The sequence below is a fragment of the Mesorhizobium sp. M1A.F.Ca.IN.020.04.1.1 genome, from assembly GCF_003997315.1.
GTDB lineage: Bacteria > Pseudomonadota > Alphaproteobacteria > Rhizobiales > Rhizobiaceae > Mesorhizobium.
The window spans coordinates 1-21,872 of record NZ_RZSN01000099.1 but is presented as its reverse complement, the minus strand read 5'-3'; the positions used below and the strand labels follow the sequence as shown (position 1 = coordinate 21,872).

The 21,872-nt window shown below is 63.7% G+C and carries 16 protein-coding genes and 1 pseudogene; 8 read left to right on the top strand and 9 right to left on the bottom strand.

What is annotated here, in order from left to right:
* Both EOA49_RS19535 and EOA49_RS19530 read left to right on the top strand, forming a co-directional pair.
* On the top strand, positions 1 to 599 hold a 599-nt coding region (locus EOA49_RS19535; RefSeq protein WP_164749250.1), incomplete at its 5' end, for a hypothetical protein.
* A gap of 106 nt (positions 600 to 705) precedes the next feature.
* Positions 706 to 1,319 (top strand): annotated as a pseudogene (locus EOA49_RS19530) (3'-5' exonuclease).
* A 33-nt stretch (positions 1,320 to 1,352) separates the two neighbouring features.
* Here the strand turns inward: EOA49_RS19530 and EOA49_RS19525 are convergent.
* The 4 genes from EOA49_RS19525 to EOA49_RS19510 all read right to left on the bottom strand — a co-directional run bounded on the left by EOA49_RS19525 (position 1,353) and on the right by EOA49_RS19510 (position 5,427).
* A complete protein-coding gene (locus EOA49_RS19525) occupies positions 1,353 to 1,943 on the bottom strand; it encodes an ABC-type transport auxiliary lipoprotein family protein (RefSeq protein WP_127242177.1) in 591 nt (196 codons plus the stop codon).
* An 88-nt stretch (positions 1,944 to 2,031) separates the two neighbouring features.
* Entirely contained in the window at positions 2,032 to 3,405 is a 1,374-nt protein-coding gene (locus EOA49_RS19520) for an MlaD family protein (RefSeq protein ID WP_067328406.1), read from the bottom strand.
* Between the two features lie 14 nt (positions 3,406 to 3,419).
* The gene (locus tag EOA49_RS19515) at positions 3,420 to 4,238 is read right to left on the bottom strand and encodes an ABC transporter ATP-binding protein (protein WP_127217087.1); all 819 of its coding nucleotides are present in this window, start codon (positions 4,236 to 4,238) and stop codon (positions 3,420 to 3,422) included.
* Between the two features lies 1 nt (position 4,239).
* A complete protein-coding gene (locus EOA49_RS19510; RefSeq protein ID WP_067328401.1) occupies positions 4,240 to 5,427 on the bottom strand; it encodes an ABC transporter permease in 1,188 nt (395 codons plus the stop codon).
* A gap of 76 nt (positions 5,428 to 5,503) precedes the next feature.
* On the opposite strand from EOA49_RS19510, the gene dgcA reads away from it, so the two are divergent.
* On the top strand, positions 5,504 to 6,487 hold the full coding sequence (gene dgcA / locus EOA49_RS19505) for an N-acetyl-D-Glu racemase DgcA (protein ID WP_127217190.1): 984 nt from the start codon (positions 5,504 to 5,506) through the stop codon (positions 6,485 to 6,487).
* On the opposite strand, the gene EOA49_RS19500 is transcribed toward dgcA, so the two are convergent.
* Together EOA49_RS19500 and EOA49_RS19495 are read right to left on the bottom strand one after the other, a co-directional pair.
* Positions 6,458 to 7,672 carry an MFS transporter gene (locus EOA49_RS19500; RefSeq protein ID WP_095825302.1) on the bottom strand — a complete coding sequence of 405 codons (1,215 nt, stop codon included), beginning with the start codon at positions 7,670 to 7,672 and terminating at the stop codon, positions 6,458 to 6,460. The genes dgcA and EOA49_RS19500 overlap by 30 nt on opposite strands.
* A gap of 142 nt (positions 7,673 to 7,814) precedes the next feature.
* A complete protein-coding gene (locus EOA49_RS19495; protein WP_127217192.1) occupies positions 7,815 to 8,642 on the bottom strand; it encodes a UDP-2,3-diacylglucosamine diphosphatase in 828 nt (275 codons plus the stop codon).
* 117 nt (positions 8,643 to 8,759) lie between these two features.
* Between EOA49_RS19495 and EOA49_RS19490 the strand changes: the two genes are divergently transcribed.
* From EOA49_RS19490 to EOA49_RS19480, 3 genes are all read left to right on the top strand, one after another.
* Entirely contained in the window at positions 8,760 to 9,539 is a 780-nt protein-coding gene (locus EOA49_RS19490) for an SDR family oxidoreductase (protein ID WP_127243305.1), read from the top strand.
* Between the two features lie 161 nt (positions 9,540 to 9,700).
* The gene (locus tag EOA49_RS19485; protein WP_067328387.1) at positions 9,701 to 12,022 is read left to right on the top strand and encodes an NADP-dependent malic enzyme; all 2,322 of its coding nucleotides are present in this window, start codon (positions 9,701 to 9,703) and stop codon (positions 12,020 to 12,022) included.
* 121 nt (positions 12,023 to 12,143) lie between these two features.
* Positions 12,144 to 13,346 (top strand): DUF2865 domain-containing protein, encoded by a 1,203-nt coding sequence (locus EOA49_RS19480; protein WP_127241886.1) that lies wholly within the window; start codon positions 12,144 to 12,146, stop codon positions 13,344 to 13,346.
* Here EOA49_RS19480 and gltX read toward each other — a convergent pair.
* Positions 13,264 to 14,637, bottom strand: a complete 1,374-nt coding sequence (gene gltX, locus EOA49_RS19475; RefSeq protein WP_127241885.1) for a glutamate--tRNA ligase — start codon at positions 14,635 to 14,637, stop codon at positions 13,264 to 13,266. The two genes, EOA49_RS19480 and gltX, sit on opposite strands and share 83 nt — an antisense overlap.
* Positions 14,638 to 15,352: 715 nt before the next feature.
* Here gltX and EOA49_RS19470 point away from each other — a divergent pair.
* Complete coding sequence (locus tag EOA49_RS19470; protein WP_127243304.1) at positions 15,353 to 19,144, top strand: vitamin B12-dependent ribonucleotide reductase; 3,792 nt, start codon at positions 15,353 to 15,355, stop codon at positions 19,142 to 19,144.
* Between the two features lie 158 nt (positions 19,145 to 19,302).
* The gene (locus EOA49_RS19465; protein WP_067328377.1) at positions 19,303 to 19,674 is read left to right on the top strand and encodes a VOC family protein; all 372 of its coding nucleotides are present in this window, start codon (positions 19,303 to 19,305) and stop codon (positions 19,672 to 19,674) included.
* Between the two features lie 232 nt (positions 19,675 to 19,906).
* Here EOA49_RS19465 and EOA49_RS19455 read toward each other — a convergent pair whose 3' ends face one another.
* Both EOA49_RS19455 and EOA49_RS19450 read right to left on the bottom strand, forming a co-directional pair.
* Positions 19,907 to 20,389, bottom strand: coding sequence for a DUF2314 domain-containing protein (locus EOA49_RS19455; RefSeq protein WP_127241007.1), 483 nt, complete (start codon positions 20,387 to 20,389; stop codon positions 19,907 to 19,909).
* 138 nt (positions 20,390 to 20,527) lie between these two features.
* Positions 20,528 to 21,667, bottom strand: a complete 1,140-nt coding sequence (locus EOA49_RS19450; RefSeq protein WP_066995242.1) for a GH25 family lysozyme — start codon at positions 21,665 to 21,667, stop codon at positions 20,528 to 20,530.
* Positions 21,668 to 21,872 lie beyond the last annotated feature (205 nt).

Sequence of the window (21,872 nt, the reverse complement as noted above, 5' to 3'; positions counted from 1 at the left end):
GAGCGGTGCCTGCGGCGCCGCAGCAGCCTCAGCCGGAGCGCCCGGCGCCGCAGGCACCGCTCGGCGAGACGACGCTGCGCGGCACCCTCGATCTCGAGCGCCCGGCGGAAGCGCCGCGCCGCGATCCGAACGGCCGCACGCAGCAGGGCGGCTGGGTGCGCGATCTCCTGACCAACGCCTCGCGCGAGGAAGAGCTGAAGCCGGCGACGCCCGCGGAAGCACCGCGCGCGACCCCTGCCCAGCGTTCGCCGCTGCATGTCATGGAATCGCTCAATTCGCTGTCCGTCGACATCGCCCGCGCCATCGACCATGACGCCTCGATCGAGCTGTGGAACCGCTACCGCCGCGGCGAGCGCGACGTGTTCACGCGCCGGCTCTACACGCTGAAGGGCCAGCAGACCTTCGACGAGATCCGCCGCAAGTATCAGGCCGAGGCCGAGTTCCGCGCCGCCGTCGACCGCTACTGCGACGATTTCGAGAAGCTGCTCAAGGATGTGTCGCGCAACGACCGCGACAACATCATGGCGCAAACCTATCTCACGTCGGACACCGGCAAGGTCTACACGATGCTGGCCCACGCCAGCGGCCGCCTGCACTGAGCGGGGCACATATCAGACACTGAAGCGGGGCCATTGCTCCGCTTCTTCATTTTAGAATCTACTTCCAGTTTGACGCAGGTCCCATCTTCGAATTGGCGGGAAGGCCTTGAAGACAGCGATAATCTTCGACTGCGAATTTCTTTGCCTCCAAGGCTCGCAACGCAGATTTTGGTGCGCGGCTCATGATCCCGATCCGGTCATAGCCCAGGTCGGCGCAGTAAAGCTCGGACTTGAGGGGGAGTTTCCCCTATTAGGCACGCACCGCGCCTATGTGCAACCGATTGACCGATTCGGCCGGGGATACGCGCTCGATCCGTTTTTCACCCAGCTCACCGGCATCACTGAAGAAACCCTGGAGACCGAGGGAGTCGGATTGGCAGAAGCTCTTGCCGACATCGACCGCTTCTCCGACGGTGCGCGCTTTTGGTCCTGGGGCAAGGACGAGCTGAACATGGTCGCGATCAGTTGTTATGTCGCCGGCATTCCCGTTTCCATACCAGCCAACCGGTTCGACAATGCGTCAAGCTGCTGCTAGCGGCAGGGATGCCGATCGAAGATTTGGCGAGGACACCCAGCAACAAGCTGGCGGACTACTATGGCGTCGACCACGCTCCGTTGCGGGCACACGACGCGCTCGACGATGCGCTATCGCTGACCTACACCCTGCAACATCTGTTGAAATCCGAAAAATTGCAGGCAGACGTCTTCGAGTGTTTGTAGCTTGCGCGGCACCGCACAGGCACGCGCATTCGTTCAGATCACCGAATCCGTCCAGCGGACGATGTCCCTCGCCGCTTGGCCGAACGCGTTGTCCAGGGCACCGACATAAGCGGCATTTCCGCCGCCCGAGACCGGTGCGCTGGCCGTGAAGTCCTTCGAGGCGCGCACCTCGCCATTGCGATCGTTGAGGATGCGCACGAACAGCTCGACATCGGCATGTTCGCCGCCATTGACCCGGACTTCGAAGGACCGCACCTCGACGATGATCTGGTAGTCGATCGCTAAACCCTCGCCCGGCTTGCCGACACCGGCAAAGCTGCCGGAGCGCTGAAAAGTCTCGGCGAGCCTTGCCTGCACGATCAGCGGCAGGCGGTCCGCCCATTGCGCGCCCTTGAGGAACTGGATCGACTGGTCGGACGGCCTGATCACGATGTTCTGGCTGTCCAGCGCCTTCAGCGCCGAGGGTTGGGCGATCAGGATCTGGCGGCGGCTGTGGCCTCGCATGTCGAGCGAAGGCGCGGAAAGCTCGAACGTGTCGAGCGGCGCCGGCCTGCCCCCCAGTACCGCGCAGCCTGCAAGCGTGAACACGAGCGTCGCGGCAGCAACGGACTTCAACCCTCTCACTAACTTCACGCGCGATCCCCACTGTCCCCGGATCTGACGATCAACTTACAGCTGCAATCCATGTTCTTGGCGTTCGCAGCAGCGGAAGTCAACGCCGTGCCCTGCCGTCAAACTGACGGACCTCCCCCTCGCCGCCCGTCAGTATGCGCTGCGGGTTTCGGCTGAGATCTGTCACCGCTTCCTCGATTCGGCTGATCGAGCGCCGGCTGGCCTGGACCAGCGCCTCGACATCCTGCAGCCCCTGGCCGGAGAAGCGCGACAGATTGTCGACGATGGTGCCCAGCCGAGAGTTCAGCGTATCGGCAACCTGCTTGAAGGACTTCAGCGTCGCCCGAGCATCGGCCATTACGCCATTGGCTTCACCGGACCCGAGAAGCTTGTCGACCTTCTCGAGAATTCCGTCGACGCGCACGGAGGCGTCGTTGAGGCGTTGCGCAAGCTGGCGGGCATTCTTGATCGTATCGTTGATGTCGTCGGAGCGGTTGGCGATCTTGTCGGTGACCTTGGCGATGTCGGCGGCCGCCTTGTTGGCGCTGTCGCTTGCCTTCTGGATGTTGGCGAGCGCCGTACGGACATTCGCCGGATCTATCCCATCGAGAACGCCGTTGACCTTGGCGAGCGTCCCTTGCGTCTGCTTGGCGAAGTCGTTGACCGACCCCACCGCGGCATCGACGTTCTTCAGCACGTCGTCCAACTGCCCGCTGGTTTCCTTGAGGTTCGCGGTGACCGTGTCGACATTGGCGACGATGCTCTTGATCCGGTCCTTGTCGACCGAATTGAGCAGGCCCTCGGCCGCCTTCAGCGTGCTGTCGAGTCGGCCCGACACATTTTGCAATTGCTCCGAAAGCGAGCTCACGGCGGACAGGAATTTATCGATGCCGTCCGAATTCTTGGCCAGCGCGTTGGAGAAGGTCTCGACGTTCTTGACTGTCTGCGTCAGCGGTCCGCGAACATCCTTGGTGAAGCCTTCCAACTCGGAAAGCACCTTGTCGGCACGCGTGAAGATGTTCTGCGCCGTCTGCAGCAGGTTGGTCACGGCCGACGGATTGGCGACGATCTCCGGAACCCTGCCTTCTTTCTCGGCCTGGTCGAGCAGCTTCACTTCCTTGGGATCGGCGCCTTTCAGCTCGATATTGGCCTGGCCGGTGAGGCCGGCGAGCCCGATATCGGCCTGCGTGGACTTGGTGATCGGCGTCATGCGGTCGATCTCGGTGTCGGCGATGGCGACGGTCGGGTTGTCGACATCGATATAGACCCGTTTGACGTCGCCCACCTTGACGCCGTTGAACAGCACGAAGCTGCCGCGGCCAAGGCCCGAAGCCGAGCCCGGGATGCGCACGCGCAACAGCGTCGTCTCGCCACGCTCGCCGATCGCGGCCGTCCAGTAGACGAAGGCGAAGGCCGCGAGGATGGCGGCCAGCGTGAAAATGCCGACAATGACGTAGTTGGCTCTGGTTTCCATTGCCTCACTTATGGCTATGCGCGAGCCGCAAGATCAAGTTGCCGGGCGCGTTTTCCGCGGAAATAGGATTTTACCCACGGCTCCTCGCTTTTCAGCATGTCGTCGATCGTGCCTTCGACCAGCACCCTCTTCTTACCGAGCACCGCCACGTGGTCGCAGGCGGTGAACAGCGTGTCGAGGTCGTGCGTGACCATGTAGACCGTCAAATCCATCGTATCGCGCAGCTTGACGACCAATTCGTCGAATTCGGCCGCGCTGATCGGATCGAGGCCCGAGGTCGGCTCGTCGAGGAAGACGATGTCCGGATCGAGCGCCAGCGCGCGAGCCAACGCCGCGCGCTTGATCATGCCGCCCGACAGCTCGGAAGGGAATTTCTGCGCTGCGTCCGGCGGCAGCCCGACCAGCTCGACCTTGAGCATGGCGAGCTCGTCCATCAGCTTCTTCGGCAGGTCGAGATACTCGCGCATCGGCACCTGCACGTTTTCCAGCACTGTCAGCGCCGAAAACAGCGCGCCGTGCTGGAACAGGACGCCGAGCCGCATGTCGATGCGCAGGCGCTCGATCTCGCTTGCCTTGTCGACGTCGACGCCGAACAGCCTGATGGTTCCCGATTGCTTCGGCATAAGCCCGAGGATGGTGCGCAGCAACACCGACTTGCCGGCGCCCGAGGCGCCGACGAAGCCCAGGATCTCGCCGCGCTCGATATCGAGCGAAAGCTTGTCGAGGATCAGCTTGTCTTCGATGGCAACGGTGACGTCACGGACCGAAAGCACGATCTCGCTCTGGTCCGCGTTCTGCGCCGTCTTGACCCCGTTGCCGCTTGCAACCGCCATCTCAAAACCCGATCGATGCGTAAAACATGGCGAAAAGCCCGTCGAGGATGATGACGACGAAGATCGACTTCACCACCGACGCGGTCACGTGCTGGCCGAGCGATTCGGCGCTGCCGCCGACCTTCATGCCCTCGACCGAAGCGATGGTGCCGATGATCATGGCCATGAACGGCGCCTTGATCAGCCCGGCAAAAATGGTGCTGAGGTCGATGGCGACCCGCAGCCGATCGATGAATGCCGCCGGTGGAATGTCGGAATAGAGCCAGGCGGCGATGATGCCGCCGCCGAGCGCGGCGAAATTCGCGATGATCGTCAAGCACGGCAGCGCAATCACCAAGGCGACGAGCCGCGGAAACACCAGCACGCCGATCGGGTTCAACCCGATCACCTTCAGCGCGTCGACCTCCTCGCGCATCTTCATCGAGCCGATCTCGGCGGTGATGGCGCTGCCCGAGCGGCCGGCCAGCATGATCGCGGTCATCAGCACGCCAAGTTCGCGCAGGATCAGCACGCCGACGAGGTCGACGACGAAAATGTCGGCACCGAAATAGCTGAGCTGATAAGCGCCTTGCTGGGCGACGATGGCGCCGACGATGGCCGACATCAGCACCACCACGGGAATGGCGCCGACGCCCATGCGGTCGATCTGGTTGAAGATTGCTGCCGGATTGACGGCATGGCCGCGGCCGAGCTTCATCTGCGCGCCGCGGATGGTGGCGCCGAGGATGTTCATCGAGGCCAGAAAATCGTCGCGCATCTCGTAGACGCGGCGGCCGACCAGCTCCAGCGCGCGCAGGATGATGTTGGGCGGTCCGGCCGGCCCCGATTCGGGTTCGCGTCGCACCGCGTCGCCGACCGCGCCGAGCAGGATTGAGGCGATCTCGCTCTGCCCCTGCACATGGACTTCGACGCCTTTCTTCTCGAAAGCGCTCGCCAGCCGATCGATCAGCCAGGCGCCGGCCGTGTCCATCTTCTCGATCTGGGAAAGGTCGAGCATCAGCTTCTTGGCGCTGTTGCGGTTTTCGATCTTGCGCATCTCCGCATCGACCGATGCCACGGTCCGCGTCGTCCAGACACCCGAGAAAGCGCAGCCGATTACGTCGCCTTCCTCGCCGACGATAATGCGCGGCTGGTGATTGGCATCACCGGCGGGCGTGCGGCTTGCGTCGCGTTTGCGGATGGTCAACATGGCGTCCTGTTTAGCGTGACGGGACTGGCGTGTCGATTTGCCGGGAGACCGGGTCGCACAGCCGGAGAAGAAAAATATGGCGCGTGTCATTTCGGTCGAGGCGGAGCGATTCCCCATCGCGGGCACCTTCACCATATCGCGCGGATCGAAAACCGAGGCCGAAGTCATCACCGTGACGATCGCCGACAACGGACATGTCGGGCGCGGCGAATGCGTGCCCTACAGGCGCTACGGCGAGACGATGGAAGGCGTGCGCGCCGCAATCGAGGCGATGCGCGGCCAGATCATCGACGGCATCGGCCGCACCGCCTTGCTCGCGGCCATGCCGGCCGGAGCGGCCCGCAATGCCATCGACTGCGCCTTGTGGGATCTCGAAGCCAAGCTGGGCGCCAGGCCGGTGGCGGACGCGATCGGGGTCGTTTCGCCTAAGGCGCTCGAAACCGCCTACACGCTGTCGCTCGCCGAACCTGAGGCGATGGCGGCGCAGGCCCGCGCCGCTGCCTCGCGGCCGCTGCTCAAGGTCAAGATCGGCGGCGACAACGACGCGGCAAGGATTCGCGCCGTGACGCAAGCCGCCCCGCAAAGCCGCATCATACTCGATGCCAACGAGGGCTGGACCGATAACAACATCGTCGAGAATCTCGCATTCGCAGCCGAGCACGGCATAGTGCTGATCGAGCAGCCGCTGCCGGCCGGCCGTGATGGCATCTTGCGCGAAATCGCGCATCCCGTGCCGATCTGCGCCGACGAAAGCGTGCACGAGGCGAAGAACCTCGAAGCGCTGGTCGGCCTTTATGACGTCGTCAACATCAAGCTCGACAAAACTGGTGGAATGACCGAAGCGCTGATCCTTCGCGACCGTGCCCGCGAGTTGGGTTTCGGCATCATGGTCGGCTGCATGGTCGGCACGTCGCTCGCCATGGCGCCGGCAGTGCTCTTGGCTCAAGGCGCCGATTTCGTCGACCTCGACGGGCCGCTGCTCTTGGCGCACGACCGCGAACCGGGTCTCGTCTACCAGGGCTCGCTGGTCTCACCGCCTCAGCCGGCGCTGTGGGGCTGACCGCGCGGCAAGCCCGATCAGCGCGAGGCCGATGATCGCGATCGGGATCATCGCCAGGAACCCGTCGACGCCAAGATGATCGTAGAGCGGGCCGGAGACCAGCGTGACCGCGGCCATGAAGAAGCCGTTGAAGAAATAGGCGATGCCTTGCGCGGCGCCCGTGCGCTCTTCGGAAACCGTTTCGCCGATCATCTTCTGCAGGCCGATCAGCACCATCGCCACCGAAACCGCATGCAGCGTCTGGACGCCGAAGAAGCCGACGACGCCGAGGCCCAGCGGCCAGACCAGCGGAAAGGCGACCCATCGCAGGATCGAGCCGATGCCGGCGATCACCATCACCCTGACGACGGAAACGGAGGCGAAAATGCGGTTGAAGAACAAGAACATGCAGACCTCGGCAACCACGCCCCAGGCCCACAGCAGGCCCACGACGGAATCGCTGATGCCGATCGACTTCCAGTAGATCGACACGAAGCCGTAAAGAAAGGCGTGGCTGGCGGTGATGATGCCGACACCCAGCGTGAAATAGAGGAAATAGGCGTTGAAGAGGCTTGGCGCCGAATGCTGAATGTCGGTCGCCGATAATGGCGACGCCTTGCGAGGCTTGCCCATCCGCGGCGCCCACAAACCCGCGACAAGCGCTGCGGCAAGGGCCACAAAGATGATCGCCGGAACAGTTTGCGGGCCGGTGGCCGCCAGGATGAAGCCGCCGACTATATTGGCGCAGAAATAGGAGATCGAACCCCATTTGCGCATGGCCGTGTAGTTGGAGCCGAAGCGGCGGACGCCCGACAGAGCCAGCGAATCGGCCATCGGCGAATGCGGCGTCCAAGGGATCGAAAGCAACAGCGAGATGGCCAGCACGCCCGCATAGGTGGCCGGCAGGAAATAGCCGGCCGAAATGATCATCGTCGCCGCGACCAGCGCGATATAGACATTGGCGCGGTCCTTCGCCCGGTCGGCAAACGCGGTGAGCATCGGCGTCGTCACGACGCGCAGGAACATCGGCGCGGCCAGGATGACTGCGATCTGTTCGGCGTGGAAGCCTTTCGCCTCCAGCCAGAGCGGAAAATAGGGCAGATGCGTCCCCTGCGACACGAACAATGTCGCGAAGATCAGGCTCATGCGCAGTTCGAAATGGGCTGGCTTGACGAGTTGCTCAGGCGAAAGCGGCGGCAGCGGCATGAATCGATCCAATTACGCTGCATTCCACGACCCGCAACGCGTTTCGATCCCTATCACGCGGCAAGGCGCGGCGGAACCGCCTGGACCAGTCGATCTGGCCAAAGCTGTTGAAAGACAAGGAACCTCGGAGCCGGAAAGGCGCTCAGGCAGCCTTGACCGCCCTGCCCTTGAGATCGATGAGATCGAGCACCGGCGCGTCCTTGCCGGCCGCAACTTCGGGCAGCACATGCGCCCAGGTTAGGATCTCCATGCGGCCGTCGAAATGCTCGACCACCGCGGTGCAGCTTTCCACCCAGTCCCCGGTGTTGATGTATTGCACGTCGCCATAGCTTTCGATCGCGGCGTGATGGATGTGGCCGCAGATCACGCCGTCGACATGCGAGCGCCGCGCTTCCTCGGAGAGCACCGTCTGGAACGATCCGATGAAGTTCACCGCCTTCTTCACCTTGACCTTCGCCCAGGAAGAGAACGACCAGTAAGGCAGGCCGAGCAGGTGGCGCAGTCTCGTCACGAGGCGATTGACCAGCATTGCCGTGTCATAGGCGTAGTCGCCGAGGTAAGCGAGCCAGCGCCGATTGTGCACCACAGTGTCGAACTGGTCGCCATGGATGACGAGAAGCCGCCTGCCGTCGGCGGTCTCATGAATGGCGCGGTCGGCAACGACGATGCCGCCGAAATGCACGCCCTGGAACTGGCGGGCGAATTCGTCGTGGTTGCCGGCGATGTAGGTGATCGAGGCGCCCTTGCGCGCCTTGCGCAGCAACTTCTGCACCACGTCGTTATGGCTCTGCGGCCAATGCCAGCTGCGCCGCAGGCGCCAGCCGTCAACGATGTCGCCGACCAGGTAGATGGTATCGGCGTCATGGTGGCGCAGGAAATCGATCAGGAAATCGGCCTTGGCCGCTTTCGAGCCGAGATGCACGTCGGAAATGAACATGGTGCGAAAAGTGCGGGGCTCTGGACCGGACATCGCGATTTCCACCTTTCTTTGGCGTGCTATGCCTCGATTCATGCAACAACCGTATGACGGTTGCGGTTGGTCCAGCCCAGGCGCTAGCTTGCCGCCCTCGAAAAAGGAGAAATCACCATGGATCTCGGCATTCGCGGCAAGAAGGCCATCGTCTGCGCCTCGAGCAAGGGACTGGGGCGCGGCTGCGCGATTGCGCTGGCCGAAGCCGGCGTCGACCTTGTCATCAACGGCCGCAACGCCGAGCTGTTGGCGAAGACGGCGCAGGAAATCCGCGAAAAATTCGGTGTCGAGGTGATCGAGATCGCCGGCGACGTCTCGAAGCCGGAAGTGCAGAAGGCATTGCTTGCCGCCTGCCCCGCCCCCGACATCCTGGTCAACAACAATGGCGGCCCGCCGCTTCGCGATTTCCGCGAGCTCGACCGCGCGAAAATCCTCGAAGGCGTGACGCAGAACATGGTGACGCCGATCGAGCTGATCCAGGCGGTCATCGACGGTATGGCCAAACGCGGCTTCGGCCGCATCGTCAACATCACATCGCTGTCGGTCTATGTGCCGATCCCGGGCCTCGACCTGTCGTCGGGCGCCCGCGCCGGCCTGACCTCGTTCCTTGCCGGCGTGGCCCGCACGGTCATCGACCGAAACGTCACCATCAACAGCCTGTTGCCCGGCAAGCTCGACACCGACCGGTTGCGTGGCCCGCATGAAGCCGGCACGCCGGAAGACCCGGCAGCGGCCGCCGCGCGCAAGGCCCGCATCAGCGCCGACGTACCGGCAAAGCGCCTCGGCACGCCGGAAGAGTTCGGCCAGATCTGCGCCTTCCTGTGCTCGGTTCATGCCGGCTATCTCACTGGACAGAACATCCCGGTCGACGGCGGCCTCTACGTCAGTGCGTTCTGACGAGCTTCGTCAATCCGCCGCAAGTTTCCGAGCCAACAGGCTGAAATGGATTGATTATCTTCGCCTCGGCATCGTGAATGCCAGGGCCGACATTTGGCGTCGCGAAGAATCGCCGCTGCATGCTAAAAGGCTCGAAAGCAAGAAGCGCAGGAGGGCCGCGAATGGACGGCGAGAGCAAGAAAACGGCCCGATCGGACCTCGATGAGGCCGCGCTCTTCTTTCACAAGCACCCCACCCCGGGAAAGCTCGAGATCCAGGCGACCAAGCCGCTGGGCAACCAGCGGGATCTCGCGCTTGCCTATTCGCCGGGCGTTGCCGCTCCTTGTCTCGAGATCCGGGACGATCCGGCGGCCGCCGCCGACTACACGGCGCGCGCCAACCTCGTCGGCGTTGTCTCCAACGGCTCGGCGGTGCTTGGGCTGGGCAATATCGGCCCGCTCGCCTCCAAGCCGGTGATGGAAGGCAAGGCGGTGCTGTTCAAGAAATTCGCCGGCATCGACGTCTTCGACATCGAGATCGATGCTCCCGAGATCGAGCGCATGGTCGAGACGGTGGCCGCGCTCGAGCCGACCTTCGGCGGCATCAATCTCGAGGACATCAAGGCGCCTGAATGCTTCGAGGTCGAGGAACGGCTGAAGGCCCGCATGGGCATTCCGGTTTTCCATGACGACCAGCATGGCACGGCAATCATCGTCGCCGCCGCGGTGCTCAACGGGCTGGAATTCGCCGGCAAATCGATCTCCGACATCAAGATCGTCACGTCCGGCGCGGGCGCTGCGGCGCTCGCCTGCCTCAACCTTTTGGTCTCGCTCGGGGCCAAGGTCGAAAATATCTGGGTCACCGATCGTTTCGGCGTCGCCTACAAAGGCCGGGTCGAGGAGATGGACCGCTGGAAAGACCCTTATGTGAAGGACACCCAGGCGCGCACGCTGACCGATGTCATCCCCGGCGCCGACGTCTTTCTCGGCCTCTCCGCCGCAGGCGTGCTGAAGCCAGAACTCCTGCAGCACATGGCGCCGAAGCCGCTGATCCTGGCGCTCGCCAACCCGACGCCGGAGATCATGCCTGAGGTGGCGCGCGCGGCACGGCCCGACGCCATGATCTGCACCGGGCGCTCCGATTTTCCCAATCAAGTCAATAACGTGCTCTGCTTTCCTTACATTTTCCGCGGCGCGCTGGATTGCGGGGCGAGCGCCATCAACGAGGAGATGAAGATGGCCGCGGTCAGAGCGATCGCGGCGCTGGCCCGCGAGGAGCCATCGGACGTCGCCGCCCGCGCCTATTCCGGCGAGACGCCGGTCTTCGGCCCGGACTTCCTGATCCCCTCGCCCTTCGATCCGCGGCTCATCCTGCGCATCGCGCCGGCGGTGGCGAGAGCCGCCTGCGACACCGGCGTGGCGACGCGGCCGATCTCCGATTTCGCGGCCTATGTCGACAAGCTCAACCGCTTCGTCTTCCGCTCTGGCCTGGTGATGAAACCGGTGTTCTCCTCGGCCAAGGCCGCCAGCGCCAAGCGCGTCATCTACGCCGACGGCGAGGACGAGCGCGTGCTGCGGGCGGCACAGGTAGTCCTGGAGGAAGGCATCGCCGAGCCGATACTGATCGGCCGTCCGCATGTCGTGGAAGTCAGGCTGAAGCGTTACGGCCTGCGCATCCGGCCGGGCGTCGATTTCGGCCTGATCAATCCGGAGGACGATCCGCGCTACCGGCACTATGTCGATCTGCTGATCGAACTCGCCGGCCGCCGCGGTATAACGACGGAAGCCGCCCGCACCATGGTGCGCACCAACAACACGGTGATCGCCGCCCTTGCGTTGAAGCGCGGCGATGCGGATGCGATGATTTGCGGGCTCGAAGGCCGCTTCGAGCGACATCTGCGCAATGTCACGCTGATCATCGGGCCGCGTCCCGGCATCAAGGACCGCGATCTCTCGACGCTGTCGATGCTGATCTCGCAGCGCGGCATCATCTTCCTCACTGACACCCATGTCTCCGTCGATCCGACGGCGGAGGAGATAGCCGAGATGACGGTGCTGGCGGCGGAAGAAATCCAGCGCTTCGGCATCGAGCCGAAGGCAGCATTGCTGTCGCATTCGGATTTCGGCTCGCGCGATTCGCCCGGCGCGCTCAAGATGCGCGAGGCCGCTGCCATCCTCGCCCGCATCGCGCCGGAGCTGCAGTGCGATGGCGAGATGCATGCCGACTCGGCTCTTTCCGAGCATCTGCGCCAGCGCGTCTACCCGCATTCGCGGCTGAAAGGGGAAGCCAATCTGCTGGTGTTCCCGAACCTCGATTCGGCCAACATCACGCTGACGGCGCTGCGTGCCATGATGGACGCGCTGCATGTCGGGCCGATCCTGCTCGGCACCGACAAGCCCGCGCACATCCTGACCCCTTCTGTGACGTCGCGCGGCGTGGTCAACATGACGGCACTGGCGGTGGTCGAGGCGGCGCACAAGGCGCAGGCGCTCGCCCCGATCTGAGTTCAGGGTGAGCTCTGGGTTGTGCGAGCTCGCGCCAGCGGAATTGTGTTTGGCTAGTAAGCTAGGGAACAGTTAACCACGAACGCGGTAGCCTTCCACAGGCAATCGGGATTCCAGGCGGATGAAGGGGTTGAAGCTGACGCACCTTGCTGCGCTGCTTGCAGTGTTGGCGGCGTCGGCTGTCGCTGTGACGGAGCCGCAGGCCGCTTCTCGCACCTGCCGCCAGCTCGAAGCGGAGCTTGCAGCCACGCGCGGCGGTGGCGGCGGTCCGGGACTGATCCGCAAATATGACGACGCGATCGCCCGCCGGCGCGAGCAGCTGGCCAAGGCGCGCGGCCGCGCCGGTGATGCCAATTGCGGCTTCGCGCTGTTTTCGCGCAATGCCGGCCAATGCGCGGCGATCAATGCCTCGATAGAGCGTATGAACGCCAATCTCGACATCTTGCAGGCCAAGCGCCAGCGGCTGGCCGGCGGCGGCACGCGGCGCGACCGCAGCCGCATTCTTGCGGCGCTCGACGCCAATGGCTGCCGCGATGATGAAGTCGAGCCGCCTCGCGCCCCGATCCAGGACGCCGCCCGCAACAATGGTGGCGGCAATCTGTTCGAGCAGCTCTTCGGCCGTGGCGACGAGGAGATCGATACGCTCGACACGCCTGAAGCGCTTCCGCCAGACGATCCCGGCGCGCGCAACATCCGCCGGGTGATCAACCAACCCGACGGCATGGACCTGCCGAGAATGAACGGCGAGTTCCGCACCGTCTGCGTGCGCACCTGCGACGGCTATTTCTTCCCGATGTCGAACGCCGCCTCTCTTGGCGATTTCGAGCGCGATCAGAAGAATTGCGAATCGAGCTGCCCCGGCACCGAGATGCAGGTCTTCTACACGCGCGGCATGGACGATGACGCCGGCAACATGACGTCCTCGGCGACCGGCCGTCCCTACAGCGAGCTGCCGACGGCCTATCTCTACAAGCAGGCAAACTACTCGCGGCCGCCGCAATGCGGCTGCAACGCCCAGGCCGAAAACTTCTCGATCATAGGCGGCAATCCGCCCAATCCGGAGCAGCCGCAGCCAGACAGCGGGGCGACGACCCTCGTGCCGGCGGCCAAGCTCGATGCTGGCGCCGATCCCGAAACGCTCGCCAACGCTGCAGGCGGGCTCGACCGCGCGGCTATCAAGCAGCTGACCGCCAAGGTGCCGGCGTCACCGGTTTCGGCCCTGCCGCCGGAACAGCGCAAGGTCAGGGTCGTCGGGCCAGCGTTCCTTCCCGACCCATCAGCGGCAATAGATCTGCAAGCTCCGGCCCCGAAGACCGCCCGGTAAGGGCAAGCCGCAGCGGCATGAACAGCGGCTTGCCCTTGCGGCCCGTCGCTTCCTTGATCTTGCCGGTCCAATCCTTCCAGACCGTGCCGTTCCAAGGCTCTTCCGGCAACAGGTCGAACGCCTGGTGGAGGAAATCACGGTCCTCGCCGGAAAATTCCGCCGGCTCCTGCGGCCCGTCGCTCAGGATGCGCCACCAGGCGACCGCGTCGGACAAACGGTCGATATTGCCGCGCACGGCGAGCCAGAAGGGCTCGGCCCTGTCGCCGGAAATGCCAAGCACAATCAGCCGGTCGCGCGCCTCCTCGAACGGCATTTGGTGCATCAGCGTGCGATTGAGCACAAAAAGCTCGTCGGGATCGAACTTGGCGGCAGACTTGGATGTCGCGGCCGGGTCGAAATGGCTGGCGAGCTCGTTGAGATCGTGCGCTGCAGCGACATTCTCCGATGTGCCGACGAGCACGGCAAGCGAGGCGACAGCCATCGGCTCGATGCCCTCCTCGCGCAGGCTTTCTATCGACAGCGCGCCCGTGCGCTTCGACAGCCCCTCACCCGACACGGTGGTCAAGAGATTGTGGTGCCCGAACACCGGCGGCTCAGCGCCCAGCGCCTGGAACAAGGCGATCTGCACGCCGGTGTTGGTGACGTGGTCGTCGCCGCGTATGACATGGGTGACGCCCATCTCGATGTCGTCGACCACCGAAGGCAGTGTGTAGAGATAAGTGCCGTCCTCACGCACCAGGACCGGGTCCGACAGTGAGGCGAGATCGACGGTCTCCTCGCCGCGCACAAGGTCGTTCCAGTGCACCTCGGTCCGTTCCGGCTGCAGCGGGTCGCCGGTGAAGTTCGGCAAAAGAAAGCGCCAGTGCGGCCGGCGCCCGTCGGATTCGTATTCGGCCACCTGCTCCGGCGTCAGCGTCAATGCCTCGCGGCCATAGACCGGCGGCAGGCCGCGCGTGCGGCGCACCTTGCGGCGCAGGTCGAGCTCCTCCGGCGTTTCGTAGCAGGCATAAAGCACGCGCGCCGCCTTCAGCCGCTCAACCGCGGCGTCATAGACTTCAAAGCGACGCGACTGGTATTCGGTAACGTCGGGAAAAATGCCGAGCCAATGCAGGTCATAGAGAATTGCATCGGCGAATTCCTGCGTCGAACGGGCAACGTCTGTATCGTCGAAGCGCTGGATGTAGCGGCCCCTGTTGTTCATGGCGAAAAGCCAGTTGAACAGCGCGGTGCGGGCATTGCCGATGTGGATGCGGCCGGTCGGCGACGGAGCGAAACGAACGGTAACTGTCATGAGCGGGGCGTAGCGAATGCTTCCAGGCTTGACAAGACACGCCCCCGCGCAGGGCAACAGATAGTCCAAGCCAGCTAAAATGAAAAGCCGCCCGTCGGGCCCGGCCCCGGGCAACCCGACGAACCGTCACCGTCAAATAAAGGCTTTTCGATGCGCCTTTCTGTCCCCGTTATCCACATATGTGAGACACAACATATTGGGGTCACAAAACCTACAAAAACGAATCCTTGACGGGTCAGAACGAGTCGCTTTTTATAGGCCATGCGCTCCTGTTGCGGGCGTGACCGGAGAGTTCAGAGGCCGGTCTTTTTTCCCGGATTTTGTGCGTTTTGCCCACATTTCCGCCCGTTCACGAGGCCGGCGGAAGCGTTGGGAATGATGGGGCTTGGGTGGGCGAAAGGGAGAATTGTCGGGCTGGAAAAAATGATCTGTTAACACTATATTTAGTGTTTGCAGGCAGGCTCGACCCTAGATAGTGTGAACCTCCCTCTTCCGAGGGAATCGACAAAAGTTTCAGTTTTGAGGGACCCGTGGGTCGGCCTGCAGCCTGGGTGAGCGCCTGGAAGGGCGTTTGCTTGTCTGCACGGTGTTGCCCGCGACGAGGAGAATGCCGGCGTCGCCTGCGATGCCGGCAAACGGCGGACCGTGCTTTTCGCCTGGCGGGGCAGCAATCCCTGGGGAAAAGCGCTATATGTAGACAAAAGGGACCGGACCAATGCGCATCGAGCGTCGCTTCACCAAGCCAGACCAAGCAGGTCAAGAAGGGGTAGCTTACGCGGAGATCGAATTCCGCAAGGCTCTGTCGGAGATCAAGAATCCCGACGGCTCGGTGGTGTTCCGCCTCGACAACATCGATGTGCCGGCGCAGTTCAGCCAGGTCGCGGCCGACATCCTGGCCCAAAAATATTTCCGCAAGGCCGGCGTCCCGGCGCGCCTGAAGAAGGTCGAGGAGAACGACGTCCCCTCCTTCCTGTGGCGTTCGGTTGCCGACGAGGCCGAACTCGCCAAGCTCCCCGAGGCCGAGCGCTATGGTTCGGAAACCGATGCTCGCCAGGTCTTCGACCGGCTGTCCGGCACCTGGACCTATTGGGGCTGGAAGGGCGGCTACTTCAAGTCCGAAGAAGATGCCCGCGCTTTCCGCGACGAGCTTGCCTATATGCTGGCCACTCAGCGCGTGGCGCCGAACTCGCCGCAATGGTTCAACACCGGCCTGCACTGGGCCTATGGCATCGACGGGCCGAGCCAGGGTCACTTCTATGTCGACCCCTTCACCGGCAGGCTGACCAAGTCGAAGTCGGCTTACGAGCATCCGCAGCCGCATGCCTGCTTCATCCAGAGCGTTCAGGACGACCTCGTCAACGAGGGCGGCATCATGGACCTGTGGGTGCGTGAGGCGCGCCTGTTCAAATACGGCTCCGGCACCGGCTCGAACTTCTCGATGCTGCGCGGCGAAGGCGAGAAGCTGTCCGGCGGCGGCCGCTCGTCCGGCCTGATGAGCTTCCTCAAGATCGGCGATCGCGCGGCGGGCGCCATCAAGTCGGGCGGCACGACGCGCCGCGCCGCCAAGATGGTCATCGTCGACGCCGACCATCCCGACATCGAGGACTTCATCGACTGGAAGGTCAATGAGGAGCAGAAGGTCGCCTCGCTGGTGACCGGCTCGAAGATCGTCAAGAAGCACCTCGAAGCGATCATGAAGGCCTGCGTCAATTGCGAAGGCAATGGCGACGACTGCTTCGACCCGGCCCTCAACACCGCGCTGAAGCGCGAGATCAAGGCGGCCAAGAAGGACGCCGTGCCGGAGAACTACATCTATCGCGTCATCCAGTTCGCCCGCCAGGGCTACACCTCGATGTCGTTCAAGACCTACGACACCGACTGGGACTCTGACGCCTATCTCACCGTTTCCGGCCAGAACTCCAACAACTCGGTGTCGCTGAGGGACAATTTCCTGCGCGCCGTCGAGGCCGACGGCGACTGGCAGCTCACCGCCCGCAAGGACGGCAAGGTGCTGAAGACGCTTAAGGCGCGGGATCTCTGGGAAAAGATCGGTTATGCCGCGTGGGCGTCCGCCGATCCCGGCCTGCATTTCAACACGACCATGAACGACTGGCACACCTGCGCCTCCGCCGGTGCGATCCGGGCCTCCAACCCGTGCTCGGAATACATGTTCCTCGACGACACGGCCTGCAACCTCGCCTCGATCAACCTCCTGCCCTACCGCAAGGAAGACGGCACGATCGACATCGCCGCTTACGAGCACACCGTTCGGCTGTGGACCGTCGTGCTCGAGATCTCGGTGATGATGGCGCAGTTCCCGTCGAAGGAGATCGCCAAGCTCTCCTACGACTACCGCACGCTCGGCCTCGGCTACGCCAACATCGGCGGCCTGTTGATGACGTCCGGCATTCCCTACGACTCCGACGAGGGCCGCGCGATCTGCGCCGCGCTCACCGCCATCATGACCGGCATCGCCTATGCGACCTCGGCCGAAATGGCTTCCGAGCTCGGCGCCTTCCCGGACTATGACCGTAACGCCCAGAACATGCTGCGCGTCATGCGCAACCACCGCCGTGCCGCCTATGGCGACAAGGACGGCTACGAGAAGCTCGCCGTCAACCCGGTGCCGCTGGTCGCCTCCGACCTGAAGCAGCAGGCGCTGGCCGAGCATGCCCGCGCCGCCTGGGATCGCGCCATCGAGCTCGGCGAGGAGCATGGCTATCGCAACGCGCAGGCGACCGTCATCGCGCCGACCGGCACGATCGGCCTGGTCATGGACTGCGATACCACCGGCATCGAGCCCGACTTCGCGCTGGTGAAGTTCAAGAAGCTCGCCGGCGGCGGCTACTTCAAGATCATCAACCGCGCGGTGCCGGAAGCGCTGCGCACGCTCGGCTACTCCGAAAGCCAGATTGCCGAGATCGAGGCCTATGCCGTCGGCCATGGCAACCTCAACCAGGCGCCCGGCATCAACCCGTCTTCGCTGAAGGCCAAGGGCTTCACCGATGACAAGATCGCGGCGCTGAATGCGGCGCTGAAGTCGGCCTTCGACATCAAGTTCGTGTTCAACCAGTGGACGCTCGGAGCCGATTGGGTGAAAGAGACGCTCGGCTTCACCGACGAGCAGCTTTCCGACTTCTCCTTCGAGATGCTGCCGGCGCTGGGCTTCTCCAAGAAGGACATCGACGCCGCCAACATCCATGTCTGCGGTGCGATGACGCTCGAAGGGGCACCGTTCCTCAAGGCCGAGCACCTGCCGGTGTTCGACTGCGCCAGCCCCTGCGGCAAGATCGGCAAGCGCTCGCTGTCGATCCAGAGCCACATCCTGATGATGGCGGCGGCGCAGCCCTTCATCTCGGGCGCCATTTCCAAGACCATCAACATGCCGAACGAGGCGACGGTCGAGGACGCCAAGAACGCCTACATGCTGTCCTGGAAGCTGGCGCTGAAGGCCAACGCGCTCTATCGCGACGGCTCGAAGCTGTCGCAGCCGCTCAATGCCTCGCTGCTCGCCGACGGCGAGGAGGACGAGAACGAGGCGGTCGAGCAGCTGATTGCGGCGCCCGCCGCGCAGCGCGCCGTGCAGGTGACGGAAAAGATCGTCGAGCGCGTCATCGAGCGTCTCTACCGCGACCGCGAGAAGCTGCCGAACCGCCGCAAGGGCTACACGCAGAAGGCGGTCGTCGGCGGCCACAAGGTGTATCTCAGGACCGGCGAGTTCGACGACGGCCGCCTCGGCGAGATCTTCATCGACATGCACAAGGAAGGTGCCGCCTTCCGCGCCATGATGAACAACTTCGCCATCGCCATCTCGCTCGGCCTGCAATATGGCGTGCCGCTCGACGAATATGTCGAGGCCTTCACCTTCACCAAGTTCGAGCCGGCCGGCATGGTGCAGGGCAATGACGCGATCAAGAACGCGACGTCGATCCTCGACTACGTGTTCCGCGAGCTTGCCGTGTCCTATCTCGGCCGCCACGACCTCGCCCATGTCGACCAGTCGGACTTCGACAAGACGGCGCTCGGCCGCGGCATCACCGAAGGCAAGGCGACGCCGTTCTCCAAGGGCCTCTATCGCGGCGCCTCGCCGGTAAAGCTGGTCTCGGCTGCCGGTTCAGACCCCAAGGGTTTTGGCGGCTCAGCCCCGACCACGGCCCCTGCCCGTGCGGCGCCCACCTCCTTCGCCGGCTCCAACGTGCTGGCGTTGAAGCCGGCAAGCGACGAGGCCCTTGCCTACAAGCGCGACTATGAGGAGCGCGCCAGGGAACTGGCCGAGGAGATGGTGGAAGAGGAAGCCGAAGCCGCCGGCGGCGCCGAAGCGCTCTTCACCGACGCCGCGGCGAATGAAGCGGCCGAGGCAAAGAAGCTCGCCGCCACTCGTCGCCAGCAGTCGCTGCTCCAGGGCTACACCGGCAACGAATGCTCGGAGTGCCACAACTTCACCATGGTGCGGAACGGCACCTGCGAGAAGTGCGACACGTGCGGTGCGACGAGCGGGTGCAGCTGAGGCCCGATGCCGCCAAGGCTGACAGTCGGCGAAGTTATTCGCAAGCTGGTGGCCGATGGCTGATCTGGTTGCAACCAAAGGCAGCCATCGCCAATATAGATCAAAGCCGGCCGCGTCACCGTGGCCGGCCGCACTGGCCTAATTGTCCAAGAGCTTCTATGATCGACCACATCACCATCGAAGTGTGCGACCTCGAACAGAGCAAGCTCTTCTACGAAAAGGCTTTTGCGCCCTTGGGCTACAGCCTCTCCTTCGGCAAGGAGGGCGTGTTCTGGGCCTTCGATGTCGGCAATGGCTGCCTGTTCGAGATCCAGAGCACCGGCGAGAAGCCGCCGCTCACCCATCTGCATGTCGCGTTCCGGGTGAAGAGCAAGGCGGAGGTCGATGCGTTCTATAGGGCGGCGCTGGAGGCAGGTGCCGCAGACAATGGCGCGCCCGGGCCGCGTCCGGACTACGCGGCGAACTACTACGCCTGCTTCGTGCTTGATCCCGACGGTTACAACATCGAGGCGATGATCAACGAGGCGTGACGGGCGATGCCCTTCGGCTTCGTCATTCTAGGGCGGAGCAAGGAGCGAAGCGACGCAGCGCAGACCCTAGAATCCATGCCGTTACATCAAGGCGCTGCGGCGTTTCAGAATTCTGCACGCTGCGCCCTACGGCAATGGTCACGGCATGGGTCCTCGGGTCAAGCCCGAGGACGACGAAAGCCCGATGGACGGCCTCTCCTCCGCTCTTGTGGGGAGAAGGGAGCGCCGCCCGTCAATCCTTGAACGTGATCCCGTATTTCGCCGCCTGTTCCTTCGGCATGTCGGCCAGCGCTTGGCGCACCGTGTAGCCGCCATAGACGTCGCCGCCGTTGCGGATCATCCAGTCCTCGACATCGGCCTCGGCAACCGTCATGCGGTCGCCCATCTTGTATTGGTTACCGTTGACCGGCTTGTCGGCCAGCAATCCGACGAAGCGGCCGTCGCTAAAAGCCACAAGCTGCATCCAGATATGCTCGGTGGCGCCGTTCTGGGTCAGCGGGAACTTGACCGTATAGGTGCCAGGCGTGCGGGCGGCCATCAACTCATGGAAGCGCGGCAGCGTCGAATGGCCCTTCGCCTTGGCACCCTGCATCGCCTCGTCGGTGGTTGAATAGGCAACCACATTTTCATTGGGCGTTTTGTTGCGCAGGTGCGAGCTGAAAAATCCGTAGCCGACGGCGGCCACCACAGCGGCAGTGACAATCAGTTTGCGCATAGACCCCTCCAAGACGCGATCACGAACACGTTACCGGAAGGCCGTTGCCGCGCCGCTAAGGGAGACGGTGAGTCGATGGTTAGAGAAATCCTGAAATTGCCGTCGATCGCCGCCCCGCGCCGGGTGAAGCATACGGCCTCAATTCGCGTCGGCCACCACCTCGCCGCCGCCCAGCCACCTGCGCCACTGCCGCTCGTCGCCGTGGAAGACATTGAGGTCGATGCGGCCGCTCACGCCATGCGACAGGCCGGAGCCCGAATATTGCCAGAACAGCCAGTTGCGGCCCGGATAGACCTTTGACGGATGGGCGGCCACCGCGCGCAGCCAGAACGGATAGTCGAGAAATGCACCACGCAGATTGTCGCGATAAAAATCCGGCGACGTGTAGATGATGGGCCGCTGGCCGTAGTGGCGCTCCAGCTTGTCCATGAACACCTGCATCTTCTCCAGCACCTTCTGGCGCGAAGGCCGGCGCTTGCAGGAGGACTCGCCGTTCCACTCGACATCGATGACCGGCGGCAGCGCGCCCTGGACTCGCGGCACGTTGCGGATGAACCAGTCGGCCTGCTCGCCGGCGGTGCGGCACCAGTAGAAGAAATGATAGGCGCCGCGCTTCAGCCCGGCGGCATCGGCGCCGCGCCAGTTTTTCATGAACATCGGATCGAGATGGTCGCCGCCGTCGGTCGCCTTGATGTAGGCGAAGTTGGCGCCCTGGGCGCGCAGCTTTTGCCAGTTGATATTGCCCTGCCAGCGCGACACGTCGACGCCATGGACGGCAAGGTGCCTGGGCGAGGCGCGCCCGAAATTGATCGGTTTGGCATCGCGAAAGGCATAGCGGGTAACAGGGCCAGCCAGCATCGCGGGCGCTGCGCGCGACAGCCGCTTCGGCGGCGAGACGAGTGCTGCGGCCTCGACCGGGGGCTCGACCGTATCCGGCAGGTCCGGCGCCGGGAATGCCACCGTCTCTTCCTCGGCCAAGCCAAAGGGACGCGAATTCTCATCCCCTGGACGCGCGTTGTCCTCGTCAACACGAGCATTCTGGTCGCCAGGCAGCGACGCCGGCGGCCTGATGCGCGCGGCGCCCGCCATGGAAACGGTCTCCACCGTCATCGCGGCGTCGGCGGTCTTCACTGCCTTCGTTACTGGCGCGCTTGGCCGCACGACCGAACTGGTCGTCTCGTTCGACGGCATCTGCAAGGCATCGACGCCCGAGGTAGACGAGCAGCCGGCAAGGCAAAGCCCTGCAAGCACGAAACTGACGACGCCAAAAATCCGCATCTTGACCTGTACGCAAAACAAAACAGACCGAGGGCCGGAACAGCGCCGCCGGAAGCCCCATTCCTAATGAGAAATTACCAACAAAGTTTGAATCAAAATTTACCTTTGGTTCAGCGGGGCGATTCGCCAGGCGAGCCGACAATGAAAGCTCCGCCTTTGTTTCCACGCAATTTCCGAACGGCACACCGCTTCTCGGTTTTCCTCG

What these genes read in the sequence shown, in the direction of transcription:
- EOA49_RS19465 (WP_067328377.1), top strand. Translation starts at nt 19,303, where the DNA reads ATGATCGACCACATCACCATCGAAGTGTGCGACCTCGAACAGAGCAAG.
- EOA49_RS19485 (WP_067328387.1), top strand. Translation starts at nt 9,701, where the DNA reads ATGGACGGCGAGAGCAAGAAAACGGCCCGATCGGACCTCGATGAGGCC.
- EOA49_RS19510 (WP_067328401.1), bottom strand. Translation starts at nt 5,427, where the DNA reads ATGTTGACCATCCGCAAACGCGACGCAAGCCGCACGCCCGCCGGTGAT.
- EOA49_RS19470 (WP_127243304.1), top strand. Translation starts at nt 15,353, where the DNA reads ATGCGCATCGAGCGTCGCTTCACCAAGCCAGACCAAGCAGGTCAAGAA.
- dgcA (WP_127217190.1), top strand. Translation starts at nt 5,504, where the DNA reads ATGGCGCGTGTCATTTCGGTCGAGGCGGAGCGATTCCCCATCGCGGGC.
- gltX (WP_127241885.1), bottom strand. Translation starts at nt 14,637, where the DNA reads ATGACAGTTACCGTTCGTTTCGCTCCGTCGCCGACCGGCCGCATCCAC.
- EOA49_RS19450 (WP_066995242.1), bottom strand. Translation starts at nt 21,667, where the DNA reads ATGCGGATTTTTGGCGTCGTCAGTTTCGTGCTTGCAGGGCTTTGCCTT.
- EOA49_RS19495 (WP_127217192.1), bottom strand. Translation starts at nt 8,642, where the DNA reads ATGTCCGGTCCAGAGCCCCGCACTTTTCGCACCATGTTCATTTCCGAC.
- EOA49_RS19500 (WP_095825302.1), bottom strand. Translation starts at nt 7,672, where the DNA reads ATGCCGCTGCCGCCGCTTTCGCCTGAGCAACTCGTCAAGCCAGCCCAT.
- EOA49_RS19455 (WP_127241007.1), bottom strand. Translation starts at nt 20,389, where the DNA reads ATGCGCAAACTGATTGTCACTGCCGCTGTGGTGGCCGCCGTCGGCTAC.
- EOA49_RS19490 (WP_127243305.1), top strand. Translation starts at nt 8,760, where the DNA reads ATGGATCTCGGCATTCGCGGCAAGAAGGCCATCGTCTGCGCCTCGAGC.
- EOA49_RS19520 (WP_067328406.1), bottom strand. Translation starts at nt 3,405, where the DNA reads ATGGAAACCAGAGCCAACTACGTCATTGTCGGCATTTTCACGCTGGCC.
- EOA49_RS19480 (WP_127241886.1), top strand. Translation starts at nt 12,144, where the DNA reads ATGAAGGGGTTGAAGCTGACGCACCTTGCTGCGCTGCTTGCAGTGTTG.
- EOA49_RS19515 (WP_127217087.1), bottom strand. Translation starts at nt 4,238, where the DNA reads ATGGCGGTTGCAAGCGGCAACGGGGTCAAGACGGCGCAGAACGCGGAC.